A 13,189-nucleotide genomic window follows, 5' to 3' on the forward strand; every position below is an offset into this window, starting at 1 on the left:
GGAGAAGAAGCATGATGCTGAATGACAGGATGAAAAATATATTGCGTGAATTAATGGCTTTAGAAGCACCAATAACCGGGGATTACCTGGCCACTTTCAATCAGGTAACATCACGGACGACACGAAATGATATAAAAAATCTGAACATGGTTATTTCAGAATATGGTGCGCACATTCATACGAAAATGGGAAAAGGCTATCAATTGGAAATGACGAATGATAATACGTTCAGAAATTTTCTCGGATCTGTATTGAATGAAGAAATATCCGATAACCAACTCATACCAAGTCTGCCGGACGAACGTACCGCTTATTTGATCAAACGCTTTTTACTGAGTAATTGCTATTTAAAACTTGACGATTTGGCTGATGAGATTTATGTGAGCAAATCGACCATTCAAAACGATTTGAAAAATGTGAAGAATGTACTGGAGCATTATGATATTTATTTGGAGTCTAGGCCGAACCACGGTATCAAGGCAATTGGTGATGAGCTGAAGCTTCGGTTTTGCATGGCTGAATATGTGTTTGATCGAAGTGAAGAAATAGGCGACAGACTGCTGGATGAACTTTTTTCTTCTTTTAATAAAAAAGATATGGATGCGGTCGTAAACATCATTGTTGAGGAAATTGAGGCCAATAATATTACATTATCGGATATTGCGATTAACAATCTTCTTATTCATATCGTGATTGCCTATAAGCGAATTCGTGAAGGTCATCATGTTTCACTTTATGATGTGGACTTTGAAGAAATTATGGAGCAGAAAGAATTTCAGGTGGCCGAACGAATTGTAAAGAAGGTTGAGCTTACATTTGATGTGACGTTTCCGAAAGAAGAAATTGCCTATGTAGCGATTCATTTACTGGGAACAAAAATGATTTCAAAAACCGGCACGAGCGAGGAAAAAACAACTGGAAATCTGATTGATAAAGACTCGTATCATCTGGTATCAGCCATTCTTAAAAAAATAGAAGAAAAAATGAATTTGAAAATCAACGAGGATCAGGAATTGGTGGTTGCGCTTGCTTTACATCTGAAACCCGCCATCAATCGTTATAAATATGGCATGAATATCCGGAATCCCATGCTGGACGATATCAGGCGAAACTACCCATTGGCATATGAGGCGGGAATTCTAGCTGGACTTGCCATTGAAGAACATACTGGTTCGGAAATTGATGAAAATGAAATTGGTTATTTAGCTTTGCATATCGGTGCGGCGATGGAACGACAAAAACTAGAATCAGAATTGAAACGTTGTCTGATTGTTTGTGCATCCGGTCTTGGGAGTGCACGGCTGCTTTATTACAGGATTAAAGCCAAATTTGAAGGACACCTGGAAGTCGTCGGAACCACCGAATATTATAAATTGAACCAGTATGATTTCAATAAAATTGATCTTATTATCAGTTCCATCCCCATACCGGAAGATATTTCGGTACCGGTTCTTGAAGTGAGCCCCATCCTTGGAAAAAAAGATATTGAGCATATCACATCGTTTATAATGGAAAAGGAACAATCGATTTATGATTATTTTCATCCGGAATTGTTGCATTTGAGGAAGGAATTTAGCACCAAAGAGGCTGTACTGCGTTTTATGTGTGACCAATTGCAGAAACAGGCAATGGTTGATGAGGGATTTTTGGATGCCATCTTTGAACGGGAAAAAGTTGCTACGACGGCTTATGGGAATCTCGTGGCCGTTCCTCATCCCATTTCACCGTATTCGGATGAGACATTTTTGTCTGTTTGTACAGTGGAAAACCCTATTGCTTGGGGAGATCAGTCGGTTCAATTTGTTTGTGTTTTGAGTGTCAAACGAAACAGTACAGAAGATTTGCAGTCGATGTATGAACTGATCGGAAAAATCATTGACAGTCCGACCATTGTGCAGAAATTAATTAAAGCAGAAACATATGATGCGTTTGTTAAAGTGCTGCTGCAATGAGGGATAAAGCAACCTTATGTTTTTGCTGCTAAAAAATTTGGCATTCGTTATTTCATAAAAGTGAATGCCCAAATTTTTATATTACCATCGTGTACTAAACTGGATGCAAATGGCTGGTATAGGGTAGCATTACAGTTTATTCGTGAAGAACGAACTTGATATCGAAAGAAGGATTTGGGCGCCGATTGTCTTCATTCATGAACCGCGCAACGATATCCACGGGCGCTGACTATGCCACTCGACGTGTACCGGCATATCAAATAAACGGGTTAAGTTATCCGTTGTCAGAACGTTTTCCCTCAGTCCTTTAGCAAATACAGCGCCGTTTTGAAGCAGCAGAGCACAGGAGAATTCAGGCAGTATCTCCTCAATATGATGGGTTACAAAAATAATCGTCGGAGCGTTTTCTTGTTTAACCAGCTGTTGGATAGAGGCCAGTAAATCCTCCCTTGCAATGAAATCAAGGCCGCTTGTTGATTCATCCAGCAGCAGTAAATCGGGTGATGCCATCAAACCTCTGGCAATGAGCAGTTTTTGTTTTTCGCCCTGAGAGCATGTCTGGTAAGTTCGTCCGGCCAAATGACGGCATCGCATTTGCTCCATGATTTGGAATGCTTTGTCAAAGTCTTTTTCTTCTGGCTGCTCATACGCTAGCCCGATGGAAGCGTATTTTCCACTGACAACAATATCCTCAGCCCGTTCAGATTCGTTGATCCGTTCCTGGAAGGATGAACTCACCCAACCGATCGATTTCCGAAGCTCGCGAATATCAACTTTGCCAAACGTATGGTTTAAAATTCGTGCATGGCCGGTTGTCGGCCAGGAGTAGCCTGTTACGATGTTTAATAATGATGTTTTTCCGGATCCATTCAGCCCTAGAACGGCCCAGTGTTCACCTTTTTCGACACGCCAGTTTATATCAGATAGGATGTTTTCGTGTTGCCTTTTCCATGAAACATTCTGAAGATCAATAACGCTTGTCAACTCTATCTCCTCCATTATACAATTAAAAAATCCCCAGTCTGCCAATTCTCGCAGCAGCTTCTTCAAGACGTTCAGCTGAATCAAGCAGTCCTGCCCGCACATATCCTTCTCCGTTTTGGCCAAAACCAGTTCCGGGTGCGACCACAACATGAGCTTTTTCCAATAGTAGATTGGTAAATTCCTCGGATGTATAGCCCGCCGGAACTGGAAGCCATGCGAAAAAAGAACCATCAGGCGTGTCAGCGTTCCATCCAATATCATGCAGAGCCTGAATGAAGCGGTCGCGCCGTTCAGTATATGTATGAACAAGCTTCTGAACAGCTCTTTGGTCACCGTTCAGGGCTTCAGCTGCTGCGCTTTGGACAGCGCCAAACAAACTGACATAAAGATGATCCTGAATAAGGTTCAGATGTTGAATAACTGATGGATTTCCCACGGCGAACGCTACCCGCCATCCGGCCATATTATATGTCTTGGATAATGTATAAACCTCGACGCCGACATCCTTCGCGCCACTGGATTGAAGAAAACTTTGCGGTTTTTGGCCGTCAAAACCGAGCGCACCATAGGCAAAATCCTGGATGACACAGATATGATGTTGTTTGGCAAGCTTAACAGTTTCATCGTAAAAAGCTTTGGTAGCGGTTGCGGCTGTGGGATTGTTCGGGTAATTTAAAAACATCAATTTTGTCTGGTCAAGCGTATGTTCCGGAATCGTGCTGTAATCCGGCAAAAAGTGATTTTCCCTTTGCAGCGCCATAAAATTGGGCCGTGCATCTGCCATGGCAATCCCCGACAGATAATCAGGATAGCCGGGGTCAGGCAAAAGTGCTGTGTCATTTGGATTCAGCAGGCACTGGCTAAGTTCAATCAGTCCTGCTTTTGCCCCGAATAAAACAGCAACTTCTTGATACGGATCAATGGAGACATCATATTCGCACTGATAGAAATCGGACACAGCTTGTTTTAAATAGTCAAATCCCTGGAATGGCGAGTATTTGTGGTTGATTGGGTCCTCAGCGGCTGCCTGCAATTTCCGGACTATATGCCCAGGTGTCGGCAAATCGGGATTCCCCTGACCAAGATTGATGACGTCATGTCCTTGCTGTTTAACCTCCTGAGTCCTTGCAACAAGCTTTGCAAAAAACTGCTCAGGCAGCCGTTTGAGCAGATCTGACTGTTCAAATGTCCGCTTCATATGCACTCCCCCAACGAAAATGAATTGTTTTATATGATAGCTGTGATCGGAGGTTTTGTAAAGGGGATAAAATTAGGTTAATGGGCTGCTGTTGTTAATTTCAAAAAGAGGATCCCAGCTTTTTATGTCGAATATATGTAATGAGTTGTTTTTCTGGTGAAATGACATCATACGTCCATTTGTTTATAATTTAAGTTAAAGGAGAGCAAACCTTGATAGATGTTTCTAGTTGGGAAATCGATGTAAAAAGGCAGGCATCGGGTACACGGGCTAAATTTTGGATTATTGAGCCACTGATAAAACCCGCTTTTTGTTCAAAATTCCAAGACAAAATACGCGAGAGCACATTGCTGAATATATTGCGAGTGACTAGGTCAATTTTTGGGATTTAATACGATGAAAGCTCAAATAGCTTCTTATAATAATACGATTGGAACAATTGCTGTAAACTTTGTAGAACAACACGAAGATTTTAATGAGGGTGGCGATTTACTTTTTAGGTTATTTGGACACTTTGATCGCTATAAATTAAAACATTATAACTTTTATAGTATCATGAAGGTATTGTCTGAATATATTATAGAAAAGGAATTTGCTGCTATTCCCATATTTGATGCATTTATTGGAAATCAGGATAGACATTGTGATAATTGGGGTATAATTAGGAGTAATAATAGCTATAAACTTCCCCCATTTATGATAATGGATTGTCTATGGGATTTAATTTAAAAAATGAACGAATTCACAAGATGCTTACAGATGATCGAATGTTTAAAGCATATTGTGACAGAGAATGGTCGTTAATTGGTTTACTTGAAAAAGGAAAGCCTAAGTATTTGATTTATTGGCAGTGTAAATAAATATTTTCCCTCTGAAACAAGGAACAGGATTGAAAAAATAGACCAGATAAGTAAATCTTTAATTATCAAAGTTCTCAATAAAGTTCCAGACGAAATGATGGATACAGTGTATAGAGAATTTGTTTTGAAATTTCAACCAAAATGTTTGCGCCATTTTATCGCCAGGTTCCCGATAAGAGAAGGCCTGATTTTGAAAGTATTCTTCAAGATTTAGGATTGCCACGGGATTATACAGTAATGGATTTATTACGTGCGACTGGCGGGCGTTTAGCAACTGATTCATATGAGTTTGTGCATCCATTATATGTCAATAACAATTTGACTTCGATTTTTATATCGCAGGATGGCGTTACTATGAAGGTGAATTAATTGTCAATCAGTTAAATCCTGGTGATGAAGTTAAGTTTAATTTAGATTATGCAAATCCGAAAGATGATAATGCTGCAGTTGTGTTATCAGGGAATAATGGTTTTAAATTATGCTATATCCCAGTGTATTCAGCAGTTTTATGTTTGAAGCAATTGAAAACAATTGTTCATATTCCGCTAAAGTTGAAAAAATCAATCCGAATGCGGTTCCACAAAGAAAAGTTAACATTTCTGTAGAAGAAAGGTTAAATACTAGTTTTAATTTGAATCATGTCTTTAATAATAATGATAAATTGCAGTTAATTAAACAATAACTTCCTGATTAACTAACGCAGAGTGGATTTAATAATGGATAAAGTGAATTCCAATGCTGTTGCGAATCCCAATAATATCCCGTATCACCATAAAAGTGGTACGGGGTCTTTTATTTCGTTCCGTTTTAACTACCAAAAGTGGGACTTGAAATTTTAGCTGCTCTAGAGTCAGCCCCTATATTGTCCTGAAAATTAAAAAACAGGACAGAGCGTATGAATCTTTGACCAAGGCTATTTATCTTACAAACTCTCTTCTTTTTTTGATGGCGGCTCCTTATCCTCATAGAACAACTTCAAGTTCGGATCAATCTGTCCGATCCCCATGTAACGTGCCCTGTAGTCATGAAGAAGCGCAAAGAATTTTTTGCTTAAAATGAGGATCACGATAACGTTAACGAATGTAGGTATGGCTGATGCGATATCGGCAAAATACCAAACGATTTGCCCTGGAAGTCCGAGAATGACAGCATAAATAACCAGGGCAGTGCCTGGGATAGGGTAAAACAGGCTAAAGAGCGTCAAGAATCTTTGTTTTTGTTTTGCACTTTTGTTTCTGAATAAATGACGGAGAAGGACTTCGTAATAGACATACCAGCCGGTAAGGGTTGTTAAGCCAAACAAGAAAACGGAAATGGTGATAATCATCCGTCCAGTGTCACCGACGCCGACTTCAAAAGCTGATAATGTCAGTTCTGCCCCGGACATACCCGTAGACCATTGACCGGTTATAATAATAACAAATGCCGTGATAGAACTAACAATAATCGTGTCGATAAACACTTCAAAAGCACCCCATATTCCCTGTTTTAACGGATGATTAACCCTTGCAGTGGAGTGAACCATAGGTGAAGTTCCCCATCCTGCCTCATTACTATAGACGGATCTTGCCATCCCCATCTGAATCACCTGGGCAATTGCTGCCCCGGCAAAACCGCCCACTGCAGCTGTTCCTCCGAATGCACCCTGAACAATAGCAGCAAATACATCGCCGATCTGGGTAAAGTTGCTTAGAATAATATAAATACCTGCTAAAATATAAAACAGAACCATAAAAGGGACAAGTTTTGATGCTATTTTGCCGATGTGTTTAATGCCGCCATATATAACGTAATATGTCAGCAGCATGAGTGCTATGGAAACGGGAATCATTCCAATGTCGAAAGTTGTACTGACAGCTTCAGAAATCGTGTAGTTCTGCAGGGTAAAAAAGAACGTTATAAATATCCCAAACCCAAAAAGAACGGCAGGAATCATCCAATACTTAAACTTCTTTTCCTCCCCCAAGCCTTTTTCCATATAGTATGTTGGTCCACCATAAGGATCCCCGTTGCTATCTGTGTTTCGGTAATGGACAGAAAGGGTTACCTCAACAGTTTTGATGATCATGCCAAACAGCGCGCAAAGCCACATCCATAATACAGCTCCGGGACCGCCAACAGCAATTGCTGTAGAGACACCACCAATGTTGGCAACCCCAACTGAACCACCGATTGCTGTACTGACAGCCTGAAATGACGAAATAATGCCCTTTGAGCCATCATCGGTATCCTGTTTTTTAAATATGTTCGTAAACGCTACTTTTAGAATATGCGGCAGATGGATAACCTGAAATAGTCTGCTTTTTACCGTAAAGAATAATCCGGCAATTAAAATCGTAAGAATGAGGGGAAGTCCCCAAAGCAATGCAGCGATCGACTCCAGTATTCCTCCCATGTAAAAATAGCCCCCTTCTAAATTAATTTGAGACTGTCATATTTTTCGGTATTTCACTTCTCCGCCGATGATAGTCATTTTAATGTCGGTATCCAATAATTCATCCGGATCTTCCATCTTGAATGGGTCTTTGGAAAAAACGGTCATGTCACCCAGTTTCCCTCGTGAAATCGTTCCTTTTATTGTTTCTTCATTGGTTGGATAGGCACCAAATTCAGTAAACAGCCGGAACGCTTCTGTCATAGATAGTTTTTCAGGGTTATTCCAGCCGCTGTGTGTTTTCCCGGGTGTTTTTCTTGTTACGGCAGCATGAATACCGAGCAGCGGATCAATCGGTTCAACCGGAGAGTCCGAACCACCTGCACACGTAACACCGGATTCCATTAAGGTCTTCCATGCATACGAAAGTTCGGTGCGCTTTTCCCCCAGGCGTTCTTTTACCCAAGGGAAGTCGCTGGCAACAAACCGTGGCTGAACATCAGCAATTCGTCCCGGTACAGCGAGACGTTTAATCAGTTCCTCACGCAAGATCTGTACATGAATAATTCTGTCCCTGTATGAAGCAGCAGGGTATTTGTCCAGAATATCCAGGATGTTCTCAAGTGCCTGATCCCCGATTGCATGGACGGCAATAGGCATGGATAATTCCCTTGCATCCTGAACCATCCGATACAGTGTCTCCTGATCGAACATGGCTTCACCATGTGCTCCCGGTGCATCATGATAAGGAGCGGACAAAAGGGCCGTTCTTCTGCCCAGCGCACCGTCAGCAAATAGTTTGACAGCGCCAATCTGCAGCGTTTCATTGCCATATCCGGCATACATGCCATTAGCCTTTAGATCATTCAAATATTCATGATCGATTAATAGGTTGCACCTGAGTCCCAGTTCCTCCTGATTCAACAGTTCATCATAAAGCTGATACGTCTGATTGAATCCCCCTAAAAAGCGCGGGTCATTCGTATGAGCACTTGTCAGTCCTTTTGTCATCGCAAATTTAATTGTTTGGCGTAAGGCACGCTTGAGTTCATCATATGACTTTTCCGGTATGTGCCTGGTGATGAGTTCCGATGCCGATTCAAGCAGCAGCCCAGTCGGTTTCCTGTTTTCATCCAGTACAATTGATCCGCCTTCAGGAATGGACATCGATGGGTGATAATGGCTTACCTCCAATGCTTTGCTGTTTACCAGGCATGCATGATTGCATATGCGCGGTATAAATAATGGATGGTGGGGAGCGACGCTGTCCAGTTCATCAATCGTTGGAATCCCGCTGTCTGTAAAAAGATTTTCATCCCAGCCGCGTCCAAGCACCCATTCACCTCTTTTCAATGTTTTGGCATGTGTGCGGACTTTTTCCAACATTTCCTGTTTCGATGTCACACCTGTCACATCCAGGTCAAGAAAGTGATGTGCAATTGCCGAAAGATGAAGGTGGCTGTCGGTTAACCCGGGTGTAACGGCTTTTCCGTATAAATTGATGATCTCACTGTCCGGAGATTCCCAGTATAGCAGCATATGATCAGTTGTACCCATATCAATGAACCGGCCATTTTCAACAACAACCGACTCGGCGGATGGTTTCACCAGATCAAACGTATAAAACTTCCCATTTATGTAGATCTTTCTCATTTTGAAATCACTCCTTAGCAGCAGCTTGTCCTGTAATGTTGCTAATGCTATGACATTCTATTGTAGAATTAAATTTCTTTGTGGACACTCAAGGAATCCTGCAGCACATCAATAAAAAAAGACCAAACATATCGGCAGAGCACTGTTCATACCGCTATAACTGGTCTTAATCCAAGCTTTGCTCTATTTCATCAATAGAGTCAATCAGATTGAGGCAGTTATTATTTTTTGATTATTTAAAATATAACAGAAAGATTCAGCAGCGTCAATTGAATTTATTTAAATATACAGCTAATGCCGGCGTACAAATCATTACCAATGGATTTTTTTATGCATTTTACCTGTTTTGAAAGGGTCTTATGATTGTTTTTGAATGTTTTTGATGGTATTATAATGATGTAGGAGGGTTGATGTCATGTTAACAGAGGAGCGGCATCATGTGATTTTAGATTGGCTGAAACAGGATGGCATTGTCAAATCACAGCATCTGATGGAAGTCATCGGCTGTTCGGAATCGACCATCAGAAGAGATCTGGATCAGTTGGAAGAAGCCGGTGAACTAACTCGCATCCATGGCGGAGCAAAACGGTCTTACCATTTGGATGAAGAACTGACAGCTTCGGAAAAATCATTCAAAAACGTTCAATCCAAAGAATCAATTGGAAAATTGGCTGCACAACTTATTGAAACCAACGATGTCATATTCATCGATGCCGGCACAACAACCCTTGCCATGCTATCGTATTTAAAAGATAAACATATAACGGTTGTAACAAATGGTATTCAGCATGCTTCACTTCTTGCTGATCAGGGGATTGAGACGTTCCTGACGGGTGGAAAGATCAAACCTTCAACAAAAGCTATAATCGGATCGCAAAGTTTGAACGAACTTAAGAATTATCGCTTCGATAAAGCTTTTTTAGGCATGAATGGGGTTGATCTGGCATTTGGCTGTACGACACCGGATCCCGAGGAAGCAGCTTTAAAGCAAATGGGACACCAGCAGGCATCTGTTACCTTTCTTTTAGCAGATCAGACTAAATGGAATAAAGTGACGTTTGCAAAAGTATGTGAACTGGAGGATGCAGCCATTGTCACGGACTATTTACACCCTAATTTCGGACATTACAGGGAAACAACCAACATCATGGAGGCGGCAAAATGATTTATACAATTACCCTTAATCCTTCAATTGATTATGTCATTCATATCAATCAGCTGCATCTTGGGGAATTAAATAAAATGGAAAATGAGATGAAATTCCCGGGAGGTAAAGGGATTAATGTGTCCCGTCTGCTGCATGAATTGAAATATGATACAACCGCCCTTGGATTCCTGGGAGGTTTTACAGGCGATTTTATTGTCGGTGAATTGAATAACAAGGGTATTCGAGCCAAATTCACGCCAATTCACGGTGAAACACGAATCAACATTAAATTGAAGTCGGAAACAGAAACTGAAATTAACGGTCTGGGACCGGAAATTTTGCCGCACGAAGCAGATCATCTGTTGTGTCAGCTTGGAGACTTAACCAGACAGGACATGATTATTTTATCCGGCAGCACTCCGCCATCTTTAAACAATGACTATCTTCAACAATTGATTGAACAAATTGCCAGCTCTGGTGCGTCATTTGTGACTGATACAACAGGAAATGCCCTTAAATCTGTATTGCCCTATCGACCGCTGCTGGTCAAACCAAATATGGAAGAACTGGGTGGATTGTTTGGGGTCACCCTCAGCAGCCTAAATGAAGTCGTGTATTATGGAAAAAAACTACTGGATCTGGGTACTCAATATGCAATTGTTTCGATGGCTGGTGATGGCGCCCTGCTTTTTACTGAAGAAGGTATTTATCAGGGATCAACGCCTGCAGGTCATGTTAAAAACTCGGTCGGTGCCGGTGATTCTATGATTGCGGCTTTTGCTGGCAAATGGAAGGAAACGGGAGATGTGATGGAAGCATTTCGAATGGGTCTGGCATCAGGAAGTGCGACCGCCTTTTCAGATGATTTAGCTAAAGCTGAAGATATTTATCCGTTACTGAACAAGATTGATATCACCCGTATAGAAGGGAAGAAGAAACATGAAGATTAATGATTTATTGCGCAAAGATATCATGGTCATGGATATGCAAGCTCAAAATAAGTCTGCCTCCATTGATGAAATGGTTCAAACCCTTGAAGCAAACAGTGTGATCAATGATGCGGACACATTTAAGGAAGCGATTTTAAAACGAGAAGAACAGACATCCACCGGTTTGGGTGACGGGATTGCCATGCCGCATGCCAAAACAGATGCAGTCAATGAGCCCGCTGTTCTATTCGCTAAAAGTGAGAACGGACTGGATTTTGAGGCATTGGACGGTCAGCCAACATATCTGTTTTTCATGATTGCGGTGCCGGATGGGGCAAATGATACGCATTTGCAGGCACTGGCTGAATTATCCAGGATACTGATTGACCAGGTGTTTGTTACCCAGTTAAAACAGGCTTCCACACCAGAGGAAGTTCAAGCACTTTTTCAGCACACGGAGCAGGAGGAGAGCTCATCTGATAAGAAGGAGACGGATGAGGAAAAAGCGCCCGATGCAGAGAAGGCGTATGAAAAGCCATTTGTAGTTGCGGTCACTGCTTGTCCTACCGGGATTGCACATACGTATATGGCTGAAGATACGTTGAAAAAACAAGCTGCTGAAATGGATGTTGATATCCGTGTGGAAACAAACGGCTCGGATGGTGCTTCAAATGAACTAAGTAAAGAAGAAATTGACAGGGCGTCTAGTGTGATTGTTGCTGCTGATAAAAATGTAGCAATGGCCCGTTTTGATCAGAAACCAGTGCTTGAAAGACCTGTCAGTGATGGGATTAATAAAGCAGAGGAATTGATTACGAAAGCAGTTAACCAGGATGCACCGATTTATCATGCGGATGAAGCGACCGATGAAGATGGTGAAGCAGCGCAGTCCTCGTCTGTCTGGCGGAAAATATATAAAGATTTGATGAATGGTATTTCCCACATGCTGCCATTTGTTGTGGGAGGCGGCATTCTGATGGCCATTTCTTTCTTGCTGGAAGGCTTTCTGGGAAGTGACCACGAGCTGTTTACGTTCTTTAATACCATCGGAAGTAACGCTTTTAGCTTCCTGATCCCGATCCTTGCGGGATATATTGCCATGAGTATTGCCGATCGCCCCGGACTGATGCCTGGTCTTGTCGGCGGTTTTATGGCCGTTGAAAGTAATGCGGGTTTTCTCGGCGGATTAGTTGCCGGCTTTCTGGCCGGTTATCTCGTTCTGTTCGTGAAAAGATGGTTCCGTGGATTACCGCAATCATTGGATGGTTTAAAATCAATATTACTTTATCCGGTCTTTGGTCTTCTCCTGATTGGTTTTTTCATGTATTTTTTAATCGGCCCGATTTTTTCAGCCATTAATACCGGAATGATCAGTTTTCTGGAAAATCTCGGGACGGGCAATATAGTTATTCTTGGCGCTTTACTTGGCGGAATGATGGCCATTGATATGGGCGGTCCGTTTAACAAAGCCGCTTATACGTTTTCGATTGGAATCTTTACCGACACTGGAGATGGCAGTTTGATGGCAGCCGTTATGGTTGGTGGTATGATTCCGCCGATTGCCATTGCGCTGGCGACTACATTCTTTAAAAATAAATTTACGGGGGAGGAGCGTAAATCAGGCAGTACGAACTATGTGATGGGACTTTCATTCATTACGGAAGGGGCCATCCCATTTGCTGCAGCCGATCCGGTTCGTGTTATTGGATCGTCTGTGCTGGGAGCCGTAATTGGCGGCGGTCTGACACAGCTTTGGGCGAGCTCAATACCAGCTCCCCACGGCGGTATTTTCGTCATTCCATTAGCTGAAAACGCACTTCTCTTCCTGGTGGCCCTGGCAATTGGGTCCGTCATTGCATCAATTGTTCTTGGTATCTGGAAGAAGCCTGTACAATAACGGGTTGGGTGGACACAGATGCTTCGTGCCCACTTTTATGACTAACATCTAAAATATGATCCGTCTTGTGGTCGGTCGGAGGTATGTGAAGCTGTCCTTTGTGATGAACGTCATGATTCATCGCATTGGATAGCCCATTTATACAAGCAGTAAATCTCCACTGCCATCGACTGCTGTATAAGATAGCATGATTTA

At 42.0% G+C, this 13,189-nt stretch carries 11 protein-coding genes; 7 read left to right on the forward strand and 4 right to left on the reverse strand.

Annotated features, from left to right (window positions below; translation table 11 throughout):
• Nucleotides 1–11: 11 nt before the first annotated feature.
• Nucleotides 12–1,952 carry a BglG family transcription antiterminator gene (locus tag BM195_RS09875; protein WP_342028031.1) on the forward strand — a complete coding sequence of 647 codons (1,941 nt, stop codon included), beginning with the start codon at nucleotides 12–14 and terminating at the stop codon, nucleotides 1,950–1,952.
• A 195-nt stretch (nucleotides 1,953–2,147) separates the two neighbouring features.
• Here BM195_RS09875 and BM195_RS09880 read toward each other — a convergent pair whose 3' ends face one another.
• Nucleotides 2,148–2,936: an ABC transporter ATP-binding protein gene (locus tag BM195_RS09880; protein WP_090237265.1), complete on the reverse strand. Its 789-nt coding sequence runs from the start codon at nucleotides 2,934–2,936 to the stop codon at nucleotides 2,148–2,150.
• A 22-nt stretch (nucleotides 2,937–2,958) separates the two neighbouring features.
• Complete coding sequence (locus BM195_RS09885) at nucleotides 2,959–4,134, reverse strand: pyridoxal phosphate-dependent aminotransferase (RefSeq protein WP_090237268.1); 1,176 nt, start codon at nucleotides 4,132–4,134, stop codon at nucleotides 2,959–2,961.
• Between the two features lie 396 nt (nucleotides 4,135–4,530).
• Between BM195_RS09885 and BM195_RS09895 the strand changes: the two genes are divergently transcribed.
• The 3 genes from BM195_RS09895 (at nucleotide 4,531) to BM195_RS18575 (ending at nucleotide 5,599) form a co-directional block, all read left to right on the forward strand.
• Nucleotides 4,531–4,863 (forward strand): HipA domain-containing protein, encoded by a 333-nt coding sequence (locus tag BM195_RS09895; RefSeq protein ID WP_090237274.1) that lies wholly within the window; start codon nucleotides 4,531–4,533, stop codon nucleotides 4,861–4,863.
• 368 nt (nucleotides 4,864–5,231) lie between these two features.
• Complete coding sequence (locus tag BM195_RS18855) at nucleotides 5,232–5,363, forward strand: hypothetical protein (protein ID WP_280141258.1); 132 nt, start codon at nucleotides 5,232–5,234, stop codon at nucleotides 5,361–5,363.
• Complete coding sequence (locus BM195_RS18575) at nucleotides 5,363–5,599, forward strand: hypothetical protein (RefSeq protein WP_244535734.1); 237 nt, start codon at nucleotides 5,363–5,365, stop codon at nucleotides 5,597–5,599. The genes BM195_RS18855 and BM195_RS18575 overlap by 1 nt, the downstream gene beginning before the upstream one ends.
• Nucleotides 5,600–5,916: 317 nt before the next feature.
• Here the strand turns inward: BM195_RS18575 and BM195_RS09905 are convergent, their stop codons facing one another.
• Together BM195_RS09905 and BM195_RS09910 are read right to left on the reverse strand one after the other, a co-directional pair.
• Complete coding sequence (locus BM195_RS09905) at nucleotides 5,917–7,389, reverse strand: alanine/glycine:cation symporter family protein (protein WP_090237277.1); 1,473 nt, start codon at nucleotides 7,387–7,389, stop codon at nucleotides 5,917–5,919.
• A 36-nt stretch (nucleotides 7,390–7,425) separates the two neighbouring features.
• Nucleotides 7,426–9,021: an amidohydrolase gene (locus BM195_RS09910; RefSeq protein ID WP_090237281.1), complete on the reverse strand. Its 1,596-nt coding sequence runs from the start codon at nucleotides 9,019–9,021 to the stop codon at nucleotides 7,426–7,428.
• A gap of 415 nt (nucleotides 9,022–9,436) precedes the next feature.
• Between BM195_RS09910 and BM195_RS09915 the strand changes: the two genes are divergently transcribed.
• Genes BM195_RS09915 through BM195_RS09925 form a run of 3 tightly spaced genes read left to right on the forward strand, consistent with a single transcriptional unit; the run spans nucleotide 9,437 to nucleotide 12,994 of the window.
• Nucleotides 9,437–10,186: a DeoR/GlpR family DNA-binding transcription regulator gene (locus tag BM195_RS09915; protein ID WP_090237284.1), complete on the forward strand. Its 750-nt coding sequence runs from the start codon at nucleotides 9,437–9,439 to the stop codon at nucleotides 10,184–10,186.
• Nucleotides 10,183–11,118 (forward strand): 1-phosphofructokinase, encoded by a 936-nt coding sequence (gene pfkB, locus BM195_RS09920; RefSeq protein WP_090237287.1) that lies wholly within the window; start codon nucleotides 10,183–10,185, stop codon nucleotides 11,116–11,118. Before BM195_RS09915 ends, pfkB begins: the two co-directional genes overlap by 4 nt.
• Nucleotides 11,108–12,994, forward strand: coding sequence for a PTS fructose transporter subunit IIABC (locus tag BM195_RS09925; RefSeq protein ID WP_090237290.1), 1,887 nt, complete (start codon nucleotides 11,108–11,110; stop codon nucleotides 12,992–12,994). Before pfkB ends, BM195_RS09925 begins: the two co-directional genes overlap by 11 nt.
• Nucleotides 12,995–13,189 lie beyond the last annotated feature (195 nt).

Origin of the sequence: Lentibacillus halodurans (assembly GCF_900112045.1) — a bacterium.
Classification (GTDB): domain Bacteria; phylum Bacillota; class Bacilli; order Bacillales; family Amphibacillaceae; genus Lentibacillus; species Lentibacillus halodurans.

Bases quoted from the DNA above. Each gene is read 5' to 3' on its own strand.
- BM195_RS09875 (WP_342028031.1), top strand. From the start codon at position 12: ATGATGCTGAATGACAGGATGAAAAATATATTGCGTGAATTAATGGCT.
- BM195_RS09885 (WP_090237268.1), bottom strand. From the start codon at position 4,134: ATGAAGCGGACATTTGAACAGTCAGATCTGCTCAAACGGCTGCCTGAG.
- BM195_RS09895 (WP_090237274.1), top strand. From the start codon at position 4,531: ATGAAAGCTCAAATAGCTTCTTATAATAATACGATTGGAACAATTGCT.
- BM195_RS18855 (WP_280141258.1), top strand. From the start codon at position 5,232: ATGGATTTATTACGTGCGACTGGCGGGCGTTTAGCAACTGATTCATAT.
- BM195_RS09905 (WP_090237277.1), bottom strand. From the start codon at position 7,389: ATGGGAGGAATACTGGAGTCGATCGCTGCATTGCTTTGGGGACTTCCC.
- BM195_RS09910 (WP_090237281.1), bottom strand. From the start codon at position 9,021: ATGAGAAAGATCTACATAAATGGGAAGTTTTATACGTTTGATCTGGTG.
- BM195_RS09915 (WP_090237284.1), top strand. From the start codon at position 9,437: ATGTTAACAGAGGAGCGGCATCATGTGATTTTAGATTGGCTGAAACAG.
- pfkB (WP_090237287.1), top strand. From the start codon at position 10,183: ATGATTTATACAATTACCCTTAATCCTTCAATTGATTATGTCATTCAT.
- BM195_RS09925 (WP_090237290.1), top strand. From the start codon at position 11,108: ATGAAGATTAATGATTTATTGCGCAAAGATATCATGGTCATGGATATG.